Annotated in this window: 16 protein-coding genes; 8 read left to right on the forward strand and 8 right to left on the reverse strand. The window is 63.6% G+C overall.

Annotated elements, in window-relative coordinates; translation table 11 throughout:
• Nucleotides 1–43: 43 nt before the first annotated feature.
• Both FCK22_RS04895 and FCK22_RS04900 read left to right on the forward strand, forming a co-directional pair.
• Complete coding sequence (locus tag FCK22_RS04895) at nt 44–793, forward strand: SDR family oxidoreductase (protein WP_067261708.1); 750 nt, start codon at nt 44–46, stop codon at nt 791–793.
• Nucleotides 790–1,404 (forward strand): enoyl-CoA hydratase/isomerase family protein, encoded by a 615-nt coding sequence (locus FCK22_RS04900; RefSeq protein ID WP_067261709.1) that lies wholly within the window; start codon nt 790–792, stop codon nt 1,402–1,404. Before FCK22_RS04895 ends, FCK22_RS04900 begins: the two co-directional genes overlap by 4 nt.
• Here the strand turns inward: FCK22_RS04900 and FCK22_RS04905 are convergent.
• Nucleotides 1,401–1,706 carry an HNH endonuclease gene (locus FCK22_RS04905; protein ID WP_231886283.1) on the reverse strand — a complete coding sequence of 102 codons (306 nt, stop codon included), beginning with the start codon at nt 1,704–1,706 and terminating at the stop codon, nt 1,401–1,403. The genes FCK22_RS04900 and FCK22_RS04905 overlap by 4 nt on opposite strands.
• A 121-nt stretch (nt 1,707–1,827) precedes the next feature.
• Between FCK22_RS04905 and FCK22_RS04910 the strand changes: the two genes are divergently transcribed.
• Nucleotides 1,828–3,006 (forward strand): TIGR03862 family flavoprotein, encoded by a 1,179-nt coding sequence (locus tag FCK22_RS04910; protein ID WP_067261713.1) that lies wholly within the window; start codon nt 1,828–1,830, stop codon nt 3,004–3,006.
• Here the strand turns inward: FCK22_RS04910 and FCK22_RS04915 are convergent.
• The 5 genes from FCK22_RS04915 to FCK22_RS04935 all read right to left on the reverse strand — a co-directional run bounded on the left by FCK22_RS04915 (nt 3,003) and on the right by FCK22_RS04935 (nt 8,221).
• Nucleotides 3,003–3,596 carry a glutathione S-transferase gene (locus FCK22_RS04915; RefSeq protein WP_067261715.1) on the reverse strand — a complete coding sequence of 198 codons (594 nt, stop codon included), beginning with the start codon at nt 3,594–3,596 and terminating at the stop codon, nt 3,003–3,005. The genes FCK22_RS04910 and FCK22_RS04915 overlap by 4 nt on opposite strands.
• A 19-nt stretch (nt 3,597–3,615) precedes the next feature.
• A complete protein-coding gene (gene holA / locus FCK22_RS04920; protein WP_067261716.1) occupies nt 3,616–4,614 on the reverse strand; it encodes a DNA polymerase III subunit delta in 999 nt (332 codons plus the stop codon).
• Nucleotides 4,611–5,111 (reverse strand): LPS assembly lipoprotein LptE, encoded by a 501-nt coding sequence (lptE, locus tag FCK22_RS04925; protein WP_067261718.1) that lies wholly within the window; start codon nt 5,109–5,111, stop codon nt 4,611–4,613. Before lptE ends, holA begins: the two co-directional genes overlap by 4 nt.
• Complete coding sequence (gene leuS / locus FCK22_RS04930) at nt 5,098–7,644, reverse strand: leucine--tRNA ligase (protein WP_067261720.1); 2,547 nt, start codon at nt 7,642–7,644, stop codon at nt 5,098–5,100. Before leuS ends, lptE begins: the two co-directional genes overlap by 14 nt.
• A gap of 82 nt (nt 7,645–7,726) precedes the next feature.
• Nucleotides 7,727–8,221 (reverse strand): DUF3576 domain-containing protein, encoded by a 495-nt coding sequence (locus FCK22_RS04935; RefSeq protein WP_067261722.1) that lies wholly within the window; start codon nt 8,219–8,221, stop codon nt 7,727–7,729.
• Between the two features lie 280 nt (nt 8,222–8,501).
• On the opposite strand from FCK22_RS04935, the gene FCK22_RS04940 reads away from it, so the two are divergent.
• Both FCK22_RS04940 and FCK22_RS04945 read left to right on the forward strand, forming a co-directional pair.
• Nucleotides 8,502–9,464: a porin gene (locus tag FCK22_RS04940; protein ID WP_067261723.1), complete on the forward strand. Its 963-nt coding sequence runs from the start codon at nt 8,502–8,504 to the stop codon at nt 9,462–9,464.
• Between the two features lie 102 nt (nt 9,465–9,566).
• Nucleotides 9,567–10,220 carry a YggS family pyridoxal phosphate-dependent enzyme gene (locus FCK22_RS04945; RefSeq protein WP_067261725.1) on the forward strand — a complete coding sequence of 218 codons (654 nt, stop codon included), beginning with the start codon at nt 9,567–9,569 and terminating at the stop codon, nt 10,218–10,220.
• Here the strand turns inward: FCK22_RS04945 and FCK22_RS04950 are convergent.
• Together FCK22_RS04950 and ribA are read right to left on the reverse strand one after the other, a co-directional pair.
• Nucleotides 10,210–10,704 carry a L,D-transpeptidase family protein gene (locus tag FCK22_RS04950; protein ID WP_067261726.1) on the reverse strand — a complete coding sequence of 165 codons (495 nt, stop codon included), beginning with the start codon at nt 10,702–10,704 and terminating at the stop codon, nt 10,210–10,212. The genes FCK22_RS04945 and FCK22_RS04950 overlap by 11 nt on opposite strands.
• Entirely contained in the window at nt 10,701–11,792 is a 1,092-nt protein-coding gene (gene ribA / locus FCK22_RS04955; RefSeq protein WP_067261728.1) for a GTP cyclohydrolase II, read from the reverse strand. The genes FCK22_RS04950 and ribA overlap by 4 nt, the downstream gene beginning before the upstream one ends.
• 162 nt (nt 11,793–11,954) lie before the next feature.
• Between ribA and FCK22_RS04960 the strand changes: the two genes are divergently transcribed.
• The 3 genes from FCK22_RS04960 to trxA all read left to right on the forward strand — a co-directional run bounded on the left by FCK22_RS04960 (nt 11,955) and on the right by trxA (nt 14,705).
• Complete coding sequence (locus FCK22_RS04960) at nt 11,955–12,641, forward strand: response regulator transcription factor (RefSeq protein ID WP_067261731.1); 687 nt, start codon at nt 11,955–11,957, stop codon at nt 12,639–12,641.
• Nucleotides 12,642–12,941: 300 nt separating this feature from the next.
• The gene (locus FCK22_RS04965) at nt 12,942–13,730 is read left to right on the forward strand and encodes an exodeoxyribonuclease III (protein ID WP_067261733.1); all 789 of its coding nucleotides are present in this window, start codon (nt 12,942–12,944) and stop codon (nt 13,728–13,730) included.
• Nucleotides 13,731–13,784: 54 nt separating this feature from the next.
• Nucleotides 13,785–14,705: a thioredoxin gene (trxA, locus tag FCK22_RS04970; RefSeq protein ID WP_067261734.1), complete on the forward strand. Its 921-nt coding sequence runs from the start codon at nt 13,785–13,787 to the stop codon at nt 14,703–14,705.
• Nucleotides 14,706–14,712 lie beyond the last annotated feature (7 nt).

Genomic DNA, 14,712 nt, shown 5'->3' on the forward strand with positions numbered 1-14,712 from the left:
ACAGCCCTCAAGCAATGTACAAAACAAGCGGAAGGATCCCCCCATGGACATGACAGGCAAGACGATCATGATTACCGGCGCCAGCCGGGGCATCGGCGCCGCCGCCGCGCGTGTGTTCGCCGAGGCGGGCGGCAATGTCGCCCTGTTGGCGCGCAGTCAGGATGCCATCGCCGAATTGGCCGGAGAGTTGGGCAAACAGGCCATCGCCATCCCCTGCGACGTGACCCGCTATAACGAGATGACCTCGGCGGTCGAGACCACGCGCCGGGCCTTTGGTGGCCTCGACGTTCTGATCAACAACGCAGGCGTGATCGACCCGATCTCGCTCATGGGAGAGGCCGATCCCGCGGATTGGGCCAAGGCGATCAACATCAATGTCACGGGTGTCTTCCACGGCATGCGCGCGGCGCTGCCCTTGATGAAGGAAAACGGCGGCGGCACGGTGCTGACGATTTCTTCGGGCGCGGCGCATAACCCGGTGGAGGCGTGGAGCCACTACTGCGCGTCAAAGGCGGCGGCGAATATGCTGACCCAGTGTTTGCACCACGAAGAGGGCGGCAACGGCATCCGCGCCATCGGCCTGTCTCCCGGCACCGTGGCCACCGACATGCAGCGCGACATCAAGGACAGCGGCGTGAACCCGGTCAGCCAGTTGGATTGGGACGTGCATATCCCCGCCGATTGGCCCGCCCGCGCGCTGCTGTGGATGTGCGGCCCGGAGGCGGATCGTTTCTTGGGTGATGAGATTTCCCTGCGCGACGAAGGCATCCGCAAGGCGGTGGGCCTCATATGATCGAGCTTGACCGCGCGGGCGACATCTGGACCGTCACGATCAACCGCCCCGACAAGGCCAATTCCCTGACCCATGCCATGCTGGTCGAATTGGCCGAGATCATGGAAGCGGCGCAGGCCGCCCGCGCGGTGATCCTGACCGGGCGCGGCAAGGTGTTCAGCGCCGGGGCCGATCTGGACGAAGCCCGCGCGGGCCTTGCGAAATCGGATGTTTGGGAGCGTCTCTCGGGCGCGGTGGCCGCCCTGCCGGGGCTGAGCATCGCCGCGCTCAACGGCACGCTGGCGGGCGGTGCGATGGGCATGGCGCTGGCCTGCGACCTGCGCATCGCGGTGCCGGGGGCTAAGTTCTTTTATCCGGTGATGAAGCTGGGCTTCCTGCCGCAGCCCTCTGACCCGGCGCGGATGGCGGCGCTGATCGGCCCTGCGCGGACCAAGCTTTTGCTGATGGGCGGGCAGAAGATCACGGCGGAAGAGGCGCTGCGTTTTGGCCTGATCGACCGCATCGTCGCGGCGGAGGAGGTGCAGGAACACGCGCAGGCGCTGGCCGCCGACACAGTGGCGGCAAGCCCAGACATCGCGCAGGAAATCAAACGGATGTGCGGCCCCGCCTAACGTTTGCGCGTACCGCCGGGCACTTTGGAGCGGAAGCCCGGCGGGCGTTTCGCCACCCATGCGGCGAATTTGGCCAGCCGCGGGTGGCTGCGCAGCGCTTCGGGCGTGTTGTAGTGCCGCGCCAGTTCGGTCTCAGTCAGGGCGGCGTGCACCTCTCGGTGGCAGATGTGATGCATCAGCACCGTCGGCCCGCCCTTGCCACCGCGCAGCTTGGGGATCAGATGATGCAGGCTCTGCGGCACGTCCTCAGGGATGGGCCGGTGGCAGAGCGGGCAATGTGGCACGGTTTCGCCTTGGGTCACGGTCCTCCCTTTCGCTTGCATTGCAGGGCCACGGCAGGCAAGAGGATGTGTCAAATCCTCCCCAAGGCAAGGACAGGCCCATGGCTTCCCCGTCAGACAAGCAGACCCAAGGGCGCGCCGCGTGACCCGCGCCTTGGTCATTGGGGGCGGCCCGGCGGGGCTGATGGCGGCAGAGGTCATGGCGCAGGCGGGGCTGTCGGTCACGCTCTGCGAGGCGAAACCCTCGGTCGGGCGCAAGTTCTTGATGGCGGGCAAATCCGGGTTGAACCTGACCAAGTCCGAGCCCTTCGCCCCCTTCCTCGCCGCCTATGAAGAAGCGCAGCCTGCCTTGCGGCCGATGCTGGAGGCTTTCGATGCCCAAGCGGTGCAGGACTGGGCCGAAGGGCTGGGGCAAGCGGTCTTTACCGGCTCCACTGGGCGGGTTTTCCCACGGGCGATGAAAGCCTCGCCACTGTTGCGGGCATGGCTCGCGCGGCTGGCGGACTGTGGGGTGACGATCAACACCCGTTGGCAATGGCGGGGCTGGGAGGGGGACGCACTCACCTTCGATACGCCCGGCGGGCGGGAAGTGGTCGAGGCCGATGTGACGGTGTTGGCCCTTGGCGGGGCGAGTTGGCGGCGGCTTGGCGCCACCGGCGAATGGGCGCCCCTGCTGGTGGCGCGTGGCGTGGATGTGCAGAATTTCGCCCCGGCCAATGTCGGGCTGTTGGTCGATTGGTCCCCGCATATGACCCGCCATTTTGGCGCGGCGCTGAAAGGGGTGGCGTGGCGCGCGGGCCCCTACCGCTCGCGCGGGGAGGCGGTGATCTCGGCCCGTGGGCTGGAGGGGGGCGGCATCTATAGCGTCTCGCGCGGGCTGCGCGAGGGGCAGGGGCTGATGCTTGATCTGCTGCCGGACTTGCAGGACCACGAGGTGGCGGCGCGTTTGGCAAAGCCGCGCGGCAAGGACAGTCAGGCCAACCATCTGCGCAAACGGCTGAAGCTCAGCCCCGCCCAGATCGCACTGCTACAAGAGATGGCGCGCCCGCTGCCGCAGGAGGCCGAGGCGCTGGCCGCCTTGCTGAAAGACCTGCCCATCGCCCACGCCGGGCTGCGACCGATGGATGAGGCGATTTCGACGGCGGGGGGGATAGCGCTCGATGCGCTGGACGCAGGGCTGATGCTGCGCGCGCTGCCGGGCGTCTTTGCCGCAGGGGAAATGCTCGATTGGGAAGCGCCCACGGGCGGCTATCTGATCAACGGCTGTCTGGCGACCGGCCATTGGGCGGGCCGCCATGCTGTGGAATGGGCGCGGGGTTAACCATCTTCCTTGGTCATCGCGGCGACAAAAGTGGGGCGTTCGCGCAGGGATTTTGCCCAGAGGTTCAGCTTGTCATCCACACGCGGGAATTTCGCGCCAATCGACCAATTGATGCAATGCACCGCCAAAAGGTCGGGCAGGGTGATCTGATCGCCCATCAGGAACGGCCCCTCAAGCCGGTCGGACAGGGTGCTGGCCGCCAGCTCGAACTCGGCCTTCAGGCTGTCCTTGATGGCGGGCACGCGGGCCTCTTCGGGAAAGACGAAACTGTGCTTTGCCGCGGCCCAGAGCACCGCGTCGAATTCGTCGATCAGCCAAAAGGTCATCGCATCCTGCCGCGCACGGGCGGGCGTCCCGGCGGGGGCGGTGAGCGCGCCGTGTTTGTCGGCGAGATAGGTCATGATGGCGACGGAATCGGTCAGCACCTCATCGCCGTCCACAAGCGCCGGGATCTTGCCCGAAGGGTTGAATTTGCGCGCCTCGTCCGAGCGGGGTGCCGCGGGGTTCAAATCGTAGGGCTGGCCCAATTCTTCGAGCATCCACATGACGCGAAAGGCGCGGGTCTTGGTGCCGCCGATGACTGTGTACATTGAATTTCCTCTCCCAAAATCAACGTTGTGCGCCCAGCATCGCCAGACGGATAAAGGCCCGTTCGACCAGCGCCAACGCCGGGGCGTGCTGGCCTGCGGAGCGCAGCTTGAGGTCCGTCTCGGTCAGCACCGCCAGCGCGGTTTCCAGCTTCACCGCGCCCCAGTTGCGCGCCTGTCGCATCGCACGGTCGCGGTCGCGCACGCCGTAGATCGGCGCGCCGGGGTTGGCAGCGATGCGGTAGAGGGTGCGGAAATGCCGGGTGGCCATGATGGTCAGGGTCACCGGGTTCACGCCTTGGCCTTGCAGCTTGCTCATCACCGGGCCGATTTCGGCGGCGCGGGTCTCGGCCACGACATGCAGGATGTCGTCCACCTCGGCCTCGGTCGAGGTGGGGGCGCAGGCGGCGATGTCATCCAGCCCGATGTTGCTGCTGTCGCCCAGTTTATAGAGCGTGATCTTCTCCAGCGTCTGTCGGAAATCGCCGGGGTCGAGGGTGCGGGCCAGATCGGTCAGGGCGGCCATGGCGTCGGCCTCAGGCGTGAGCTTCGCGTCCTTCAGCATCTGCTCGATCTCGGCGCGGTCGGGCGGGTTGTCGTAGATCGCGGTGGCAAAGGCGTTGGGGTGGCTTTCAAAGGCCTTCAGCACCTTTGAGGTCTTCTTGAGATCGCCGCCGGTGACCACGATCTGCGCATCACCCGGCTGCCATTCCTTCAGCGCGTCGAGCAGGATTTTCGCGATATTGTCATTCGCCTCTTCCACCAGCGCAGCACGCGGGCCGGGGAAGAAGCCGACCGCCTTGATCGCATCCAGCAGCATCGCCGGATCGCGGCGCAATTCGCCCGCAGGCATCCGGCTGAGGCGCATTTCCTCTTCGGCATTGGGCCCGAGCAGGTTTTTCAGGAATTCCTGCCGTTTCAGCGCCACGCGCATCGCGTCGCTGCCATAGATCAACAGCCCCGTGCGCGCGGGATCGGGCCGCGCGAAATAGGGTTTCGCCTCGCGTGGGGTCAGTTTCATTGGGGCAGGTCAGCCGCATAAAGGCGGCTGATCACGAGGTCCGCGAGGATGGTCATCAGACGTTCCTGCGCGTCCAGTTCCGCCGCGCGGGTGGCCACGGTGGTGCCGGTGGCGGAATAGCCGGTGAAGCTTTCGACCTTGCCCGAGGTCACGATTTGCCCGCTGTCGAGGTCACGCAGCGCATAGGCGGTGGTGCCGACAAGGTTGTAGCGCCGTGTGTTGCCTTCGCTGTCGATGGCCAGCCCGTCTTCGACCGTGGTGGTGGTCAGCGCCAGCCCCCAACGGGGGGTGGCCGCGCGGCCAAGGCGGCTTTCCACCTCGCGCACCAGAAAATAGCCAAAGCGGTCTTCCGGTGCGTCCACCAGAACGCGGTTTTGCAACGCCGTGCCTGCGCCGCCGGGGCCATAGACCGGCTCGAACCCGCAGGCGGCAAGCGCCAGTAGGGGCAGGGCCAGCAGGAAACGGCGGCGCATATGGGTGGGCTTAGGCAACGACATTCACAATCCGTCCGGGCACGACGATGACCTTTTTCGGCGTGGCCCCGTCCAGCGTTCGAATAACAGCTTCATGCGCCAGCGCGGTTTTTTCAACCTCTTCCTTCGGCATATCGGCGGGCACTTGGATTTCCGCCCGGCGTTTGCCGTTGATCTGGATCGGCAGGGTCACGGTGTCGTCGACCAGCATCTTCTCATCCGCCTTGGGCCATGGGGCCTTGGCGATCAGCCCTTCGCCGCCCTGATGCGCCCAAATGTCTTCCGACAGGTGCGGGGTCATCGGCGACATCAGCTGCGCCAGCGTCATGATCGCTTCGCGCTGCGCGGCATAGCCCGCCTTGGACTTCTGCAAGGTCGCGGTGAAGGCATAGAGCTTGGCAATCGCGGCGTTAAAGCCAAAGGATTCGATGCCCATTGTCACGTCATGGATCGTCTTATGCATGGCGCGCAGCAGGTCGTCGTCGCCCGAGCCCGCCGCCTCGCGGTCCATCTCGGCCACGCGGTCACAGATGTTCCACACGCGCGAGAGCTGTTTATAGGCGGCTTCCGCGCCGGAGGCGGTCCATTCCACGTCCCGCTCGGGGGGCGAATCGCTCAGCACGAACCAACGCGCGGTATCGGCACCGTAGTTCGAGATGATGTGCAGCGGGTCGACAACGTTCTTCTTGGACTTCGACATTTTGGCGGAAGGGATGATCTCAACCTCGGTCCCATCGGCAAGTTTGCCATCGGTCACATCTTCCGGCAGGTGATAGACCGGGCGGCCATTGTCGTCGCGGGTCTGGTAGATCTCATGGGTCACCATGCCTTGGGTAAAGAGCGCGTCAAACGGCTCCACCGCGCTTTCGGGTAGATGGCCGGTGATCTGCATCGCACGGGCAAAGAAGCGCGAGTAGAGCAGGTGCAAGATCGCATGTTCGATGCCGCCGATATATTGATCGACGTTCATCCAGTATTGCGCGTCTTCCATGACGGTCGGCGTCTCGGCACGCGGCGCGGTGAAACGGGCGAAATACCACGAACTGTCGACGAAAGTGTCCATCGTGTCGGTCTCGCGCAGGGCGTCCTTGCCGCAGGCGGGACAGGTGCAGTTGCGCCATGTTGGGTGGCGGTCGAGCGGGTTGCCCGGCGTGTCGAAGCTGACATCGTAGGGCAGCTCGATCGGCAGGTTTTCTTTCTTTTCCGGCACCACGCCGCAGTCGTCGCAATGCACCACAGGAATCGGGCAGCCCCAGTAGCGCTGGCGCGAGAGGCCCCAGTCGCGCAGGCGGTATTTTGTGACGCCGTGGCCGATTCCGTTCTCCTCGCAAAAGGCGATGGCAGCGTCGACGCCCTCTTCGCCGGTCTGCCACTGATTGCCCGCGAAGCCGCGGTTGTAGAACACTTTTTCGGTCTTCGGCGGCACGAAAGCGGCGTCCAGCTCGGGCGCGGCATCCTCGGACGGCAGGAAGGTCGAGATGATCGGCAGGTCGTATTTCGTGGCGAACTCGAAATCGCGCGGGTCGTGGCCCGGGCAGCCGAAGATCGCGCCGGTGCCATAGTCCATCAGGATGAAGTTGGCGATATAGACCGGCAGTTCATGGGCCGTGTCGAAGGGGTGACGGACGCGGATGCCAGTGTCCATGCCGAGCTTCTCGGCGGTCTCGATCGCCTCCTCGGTGGTGCCGCCCTTGCGGCATTCGGCGCAGAAAGCGGCCACGGCTTCATCATCGCGCTCCAGCGTCTTGGCCAGTGGATGGTCGGGCGAGATGCCGACGAAGGAGGCACCCAGCAGCGTGTCGGGGCGGGTGGTATAGACCTCGATCCGGTCAAAGCCCTCGGGCGCTTCGATGGTCGAGAAGGCAAATTGCAACCCGCGCGACTTGCCGATCCAGTTGGCCTGCATCAGCTTTACCTTGGCGGGCCAGTTGTCGAGGCTGTCGAGCGCCGAAAGCAGTTCTTCGGAGTGGTCTGAGATCTTAAAGAACCACTGCGTAAGCTCGCGCCGCTCCACCGGCGCGCCGGAGCGCCAGCCGCAGCCGTTCTCGACCTGCTCGTTGGCGAGCACGGTCATGTCGACCGGGTCCCAGTTCACCACGGCGTTCTTGCGGTAGACCAGACCCTTCTCGAGGAAGTCCAAAAACAACGCCTGCTGCTGGCCGTAGTAGCCGGGATGGCAGGTGGCGATCTCGCGGCTCCAGTCAATCGACAGGCCGAGAGGTTTCATCTGCTTTTTCATCTCGGCGATGTTGTCATAGGTCCAATCCGCCGGGTGGCCGCCGATGGCCATGGCGGCGTTCTCGGCGGGCATGCCGAAGGCGTCCCAGCCCATCGGGTGGAGCACGTTATGCCCGGTCGCGATCTTGTAGCGCGCGATCACGTCGCCCATCGTGTAGTTGCGCACATGGCCCATGTGGATGCGCCCCGAAGGGTAGGGGAACATCTCGAGCACGTAGTATTTCGGCTTGTCAGCGTTGCGAACGGCCTGAAAAATGCCGTCCTTTTCCCAGGCTTGCTGCCAGCGGGCTTCGATCTCGGCGGGGGTATAGCGGGGCATGAGGGGACCTTCGTGACATGAAAAACGCCGGGCTGCTGTTTTCACAAGGCCCGGCGTTGGAACGGTGTTGAGTTAAGCGGGCTCAGAATTTGCTGTCGGACACGCGCATCTCCCGCGCTCGGCTGAGGATCGCATCCTCGACCGCGCGGGTGGTGGCCCGTGCCACGGGCTGGCCGCCCGAAGATTGCAGCGCCACATTGAGCGAGCGTGCATCAAGCGCCGGATCGTCGATCAGAACGGTCGCGCGATAGGCACGGCCACCGCCCGGCGGGGTGCCATAGCCGGTGACGATCACCCCGGTGAAAGGATCGACCGATTGCACAGGCAGGAAGTTCAGCACTTCGAGCGAGGCCGACCAGAGGTATTTGTTCACCGAAACACTGGTGTCTGTGTTCTTGCGGTTAAAGATCGACCAGATCGTATTGTCGGGATTGGTCTCAATGTTATTGGGATTGTTCGGATTGGTGTATTGATCCGGCCGATCTGTGGCCGGGCTGCCAAAGCTCCCGCCACAGGCGGTCAGCGCGCTGAGCGCCAGAACGGAGATTGCCATCTTGCAAGCGGTACGAAGGGCCATTGCAGCTTTCCTTTGCCTGTTTGCGCTCCGGTCTATCCAAGCAGGCCCTTATCGGCAAGGTCTATGTCATAGGAGCGCGCTGCGCGGCATCGAGCGCCGCCATAGGCAAAGGCGCGGCCCTGGGGTGAAGGAACTGTGGCATAGCTGCACCAACCCCGGCGACATTGCGGGTGGGGAGGCCGTGAACCTTGCCAAGTGCAGGGGATTGGGGGCAAACAGCCTGCATACCCTTACCGGATTCCCCGGTCTGGGCATATGAATTCAAACCGAGGGAAAACTCATGAAAAAAGTTCTCTTCGCTACAACAGCCCTGGTTGCGACCGCCGGTGTAGCAGCAGCAGACGTGACATTCGGCGGCTACGGCCGTTTTGGTATCATGTACAACGACAACGACTCCGATGGTGGCGACAGCGACACAGACGTGACTTCGCGGCTGCGCCTGCAGATCGACGCAACAGCTGAGTCCGACGCTGGCGTTGTCTTCGGTGCACGTATGCGCATCCAGCAGAACAACTCTGACGACAACGTGAACGTCGCCAAAGGCCCTGATGGTGTTTACGGTACAGCTGACGACGTGACCACAAGCGGTGGTCCTGCCGGTACAGGCATCAACGGTGTGCGTTTCTTCGCTCGCACCGGTGGCTTCGAAGTTGGCGTTGGTAACATCTTCGGCGCTCTGGAATCCATGCCGGGTCAGTACCCCGTCGACATGGGTCTGACCGGTCTGGGCTATGACTACACTGCGTTTGATGACCGTGGCGACCAGTATTCCTCTGGCGGTAACGGTGCAGCTGGCTCCAACGGCGTTGAAGTCCTTTACTCCGCTGGTGATCTGGCAGTGCACGTGTCGGCTTCCGACATCAACGACCGCGTTGCTGGTTACGTTGCTTACACATGGAGCGGCTGGACCTTCGCAGTTGGTGGCCAAGACTCCGACGCGGCAAGCGACACCGAGTGGACAGCGACAGCTGGCGGTTCCTTCGGCATCGCAGACGTAACTCTCGCCTATGCTGATAACGGCACCGGTGGTGACCGCGTTGTTCTGGCTGGCCGCTTCGACGTAGGCGCTGCAACAGACATCGAAGTCTATGTTGCTGACAACGACGGCGGCACAGAAGACGACACCGGCTACGGCATCGACTTCAACCACGACCTGGGCGGCGGCACCTCGCTGCGCGGCGGTGTGGTTAAGCAGTTCGACGGCGACACCGTTGCCGACATGGGTGTTCGCTTCAACTTCTAAGTTGAACGACATACTGTGAATATTGGGGCAGGCCTTTCGGTCTGCCCCTTTTCTTTTGCCCACCGCTGTTGTTTTCTGCGCGCCTGACATGGAGGGCCGAAAATGAGTCTGAGCGACATCCAAAATCGCATCTCGAAAGCCGAAGCCGATGCAGGCCGTGCGGCCGGGTCGGTCAAGCTGATCGCCGTCAGTAAGGTTCAGCCCGATGCGCGTGTGCGTGCGGTCTTGGAAGAGGGGCATCGCTCTTTCGGAGAGAACCGCGTGCAAGAGGCGGCGGGCAAATGGCCCGGTTTTCGCGAGGATTTTGACGGGATCGACCTGCACATCATCGGCCCATTGCAAAGCAACAAGGTCCGGCAGGCGATGGAACTGGCCGAGGCGATCCACACGGTCGACCGCCCCAAACTGGCCAAGACCATCGCGCGGTTGGCGCAGGAAATGGGCCGCTGCCCCGGCCTCTTTATTCAGGTCAATACGGGCGAGGAAGAGCAGAAAGCCGGCGTGATGCCCCGCGACGCGGATGCCTTCATTGCCGAGTGTCGCGCGCTGGACCTGCCGATCAAGGGGCTGATGTGCATCCCGCCGGTAAACGAGGCGCCGTCGCTGCATTTCGCGCTGCTGGCCAAGATCGCTGCGCGCAACGATCTGACCGGCTTGTCGATGGGCATGAGCGGCGATTTTGAGCAGGCCATCGCACTGGGCGCCACCCATGTGCGTGTGGGCTCCGCCATCTTCGGCGAACGGGTTAGCGGATAATCAGCCGCGTTGCCGGACCCAACTGCGCGGCGATTTCATGGAGGTCGTTCCGTGCAAAAGCAATGCACCCTTCGGTCGGATAGCCGGGCCGCCGCCATTGGTGAATGAATATCGCAGAACCGCGGCCCGCCGTGGCATCGGGCCAGTTCCAGTCGGTCAGGATCACCAGATCGTAAAGCGGATCGGCGCGGCGCAGGGTCTCATGGCTATAGGGGTAGGGCGCGCGGACGCGGTGGTTGTAATCGGGTTGGCCACTGGCGTCGGACCACAGATCGCCCGGACCGATCGGCTGGGCCCAAGCGCTTGGCGCCGGGATGCGGTCGGGCCGATAGAGCATCCCAACCAAGCGATGCACCCCGCGCGGCGTGGCGCCATCGCCCTCGCGTTTGTCATCGGTCAGCCCGCCCTTGCCGATGCTACAGGCATAGCGCCGCCCTTGAAACCGCAGCCCCGTCGGCGTCAGCACCATGTCGTTCGGGGTCATAGCAGATGCCCCGATTTCGCGGCTTTGGTGGCCAGATAGGCGCTGTTGTGGCGGTTCTCGCCCACGGCCAGCGGGACGCGCTCGGTCACGGCGATGCCGCTTTGCTCCATCATGCCCAGCTTGCGGGGGTTGTTGGTCAGCAGGCGCACGGCTGAGAAGCCCATAGAGCGCAGGATATCGGCCCCGAGGCGGAAGTCGCGCTCGTCATCCTCGAACCCCAGCCGATGATTGGCTTCGACCGTGTCAAATCCCTGATCCTGTAGGGAATAGGCCCGCATCTTATTGGCAAGACCGATGCCGCGGCCCTCTTGGTTGAGGTACAAAAGCACACCATGCCCTTCGCCGCCCATCTGCGCCAGCGCGGCGCGCAGTTGTGGGCCGCAATCGCATTTCAGGCTGCCCATCAGGTCACCGGTGAAACAGGCCGAATGCAGGCGGCAAAGCACCGGCGTGTCGCGGGCAGGGCGGCCGATTTCGATGGCATAATGCTCTTCGCCGCCATCCTCGGGGCGGAAGATATGCAGACGCCCGGCCTCGGAGACCTCCATCGGCAGGCGCGCGTTCACCACCGGATGCAGCGCGCTGCGCTCGGCAAGGATCGGGGCGGCGGCGGTAAGGTCGATCAAGGTCAGACCATGCGTCCGCGCGAAATCTGCCCCCTGCGGCAGATCAAGCACCAGTGCGGCGGGCAGCATGCGGGCGGCTTTCACCAGATCAATCGCGGCGCGATGCGCCGCCGTATCACCGCCCCGCGCGGTCTGAAGTGGCCCTTTCATGGGGGCGCGCAGGTCATCCGCCGGATCGGCGATGCTTTGCACCCAAGCAGGTGTCGCCCCCTCAGGCAGCAGCACCCGGGCGAGATTGCCATCATAGGCCCGCGCTTTGAGCGTTTCGGCCCGCCGCGCGGTGATCGCCAGCACCGGCGCACCGCCCAAGGCCAGCACATCCGCAAGGCGCTGCGCGGTCAGCGTCTCCGCTGCCAGCACGAGGGCGGCCTGCGCGCCATCCGCCAGAATCACGGGCACGCCCATGCGCAGATCGGCCCGCGCACGCGCCAGTTGTTCGGTGATGTCCGGGGCGAAACTCATGGTTTGTTGCAACTCCGCAAAGGCTTCCCCGTCTATCTAGGTTATACCGCAAGGAATTGAAACATTTCACGCTTTGTTGACACGAGGCTGTGAGACAGTGGTCACATCCCTTGTCCGGGCCCCGCCCAAGGCGCATGTATAAGACAACAGACGGAGAGACAGATGGCCCAGCTTAAGAAAATCCTGCTTGTCGATGACGACGATGACCTGCGCGAAGCGCTGAGCGAGCAGTTGATCATGACCGAGGATTTCGACGTTTTCGAAGCGGCCAATGGCACCGAGGCGATGACCAAGGCGAAAGAGGCGCTTTACGATCTCATCATCCTCGACGTGGGCCTGCCCGATACCGATGGCCGCGAGCTGTGTCGCCTGATGCGCAAACAGGGGGTGAAAAGCCCGATCCTGATGCTGACGGGCCATGACACCGATGCCGACACGATCCTCGGCCTTGATGCCGGGGCGAATGACTATGTCACCAAACCGTTCAAATTCCCGGTCCTTTTGGCCCGCATCCGCGCGCAGCTGCGCCAGCATGAACAGTCCGAAGATGCTGTCTTCCAGCTGGGGCCCTACACGTTCAAACCCGCGATGAAGGTGCTGACCACGGAGGACGACCGTAAGGTGCGTCTGACCGAGAAAGAGACCAATATCCTCAAGTTCCTCTACCGCTCCAATGACGGTGTGGTGCCGCGCGATGTGCTGCTGCATGAGGTCTGGGGCTACAACGCGGGCGTCACGACCCATACGCTTGAAACCCATATCTACCGGCTGCGGCAGAAGATCGAGCCTGACCCCTCGAACGCCCGTTTGCTGGTGACGGAATCCGGTGGCTATCGCCTGATGGCATAAAAACCGGGAACCAATTCCGACCCCCGTGGTTGGAATACCTGAGAGGCGGGGTTTTCATGACCCGCACCTCGGTTTGAAGCCCGACTTTTGTACCCGGGTAAAGGTACATACCTCCCTGTTGGACTGGCCGGGCCTTTGTGCCCGGTCTTTTTTTTTGGGGGGGGCGGGGAGATCGTCGCCCCGGACCGAAATCAAGCCGTAGGTGATGGCCCTCGCTGCAAGGAAGCCCCCATTTCCGCATGGCACCCCCGCGCCGCCCGCGTTACTGTGCCGAACCACCCCCAGACCGGAGCCTCCCCCATGTCCTTTACCCTCGCCACTTGGAACATCAACTCCGTCCGCCTGCGCGAGCCTTTGGTGCTGAAACTGCTGGCCGAACACGGGCCGGATGTCCTCTGCTTGCAGGAATGCAAAAGCCCCGTGGACAAGATCCCGGTCGAGGCGTTCAAGGCGGCGGGCTACACCCATATGGTCGCGCGCGGGCAGAAGGGCTATAACGGCGTGGCGATCCTGTCGAAACTGCCGCTGGTGGATGCGGGCGATCAGGATTTCGCCATGCTGGGCCACGCCCGCCATGTCGCGGCCAAGCTTGAGAATGGCGCGACGATCCACAACTTCTACGTCCCCGCAGGCGGCGACAAACCCGACCGCGAGATCAATGAGAAGTTTGGCCAGAAGCTCGATTACCTCTCTGAGATGCGCGACTGGTTCCATGGCGACAAGCCCGAGAAGTCGATCCTTGTGGGCGACCTCAACATCGCCCCGCGTGAGGATGACGTATGGGATCACAAGAAGCTGCTAAAGATCGTGAGCCACACCCCGGTCGAGGTCGAAGCGCTTGGTGCGGTGCAGGATGCGGGCAATTGGGTCGACATCACGCGGCAGGATGTGCCGGAGGGCAAACTCTATAGCTGGTGGTCCTACCGAGCCGCCGATTGGGATGCCGCCGACAAGGGCCGCAGGCTGGATCATATCTGGGCCACATCGGATATCGCGCAGGCCGGGCACTCCAGCCATATCGTCCGCGATGCGCGCGGTTGGGAGAAACCCAGCGACCACGCGCCGGTTTTTGCCAGTTTTGACCTTTGAATCGCGCCCCCGCACGTCCATATAAGGCCAAACGCGATTAGCGAGGATAACAGCATGACCGACCTGAACCTTTCCACCGCCGCCCCTGCGGATGCCGATCTGATCAAGGACACAACCGAGGCGACCTTCATGGCTGATGTGGTCGATGCCTCGCAAACGGTGCCGGTCATCGTTGATTTCTGGGCGCCGTGGTGCGGCCCTTGCAAGACGCTTGGCCCGATGCTGGAAGATGCCGTGCGCGCGGCCAAAGGCGCGGTGAAGATGGTGAAGGTCAACGTCGATCAAGCTCAGAACATCGCAGGTCAGTTGCAAATCCAATCAATCCCCACGGTCTATGCCTTCTACAAAGGTCAGCCGGTCGACGGTTTCCAAGGCGCGCTGCCGCAGTCCGAGATCAAGGCCTTCGTCGACCGTGTGGTAAAAGCGGGGGGCGGCGAAGCGCCCGGTGACACGTTGGCCGATGCCGTCGCCGCCGCCGAAGAGATGCTGGCCGAAGGGGCCGCCACCGACGCGGCGCAGACCTTTGCCGCGATTCTCGAAGAAGACCCGATGAACGCGCCCGCCTATGGCGGCATGGTTCGGTCCCACATCGCCATGGGCGCATTGGATCAGGCCGAAGCCCTGCTGAACGGCGCGCCGATCGAAATCTCCAAAGCCCCCGAGCTCGAAGCTGCCCATGCCCAGTTGCAGCTGGCGCATCAGGCCGCCGATGCCGGCCCCGTGGCCGAGTTGACCGAGAAGGTCGAGGCCAACCCCGACGACCATCAGGCGCGCTTCGATCTGGCTCAAGCGCTCTATGCCCATGACAATGCCGAGGCTGCCGTCGAGCACTTGCTAGAGCTTTTCCGCCGCGATCGGGAATGGAATGAAGGCGCCGCCAAGACGCAACTTTTTACTATTTTCGAAGCACTTAAGCCCAATGATCCGGTGGTGCTGAATGGCCGTCGCAAACTGTCATCAATGATATTTGCCTGAGGCCTTG

Origin of the sequence: Sulfitobacter sp. 15WGC, from assembly GCF_005068605.1 — a bacterium.
GTDB classification, from domain to species: Bacteria; Pseudomonadota; Alphaproteobacteria; order Rhodobacterales; family Rhodobacteraceae; genus Sulfitobacter; species Sulfitobacter faviae.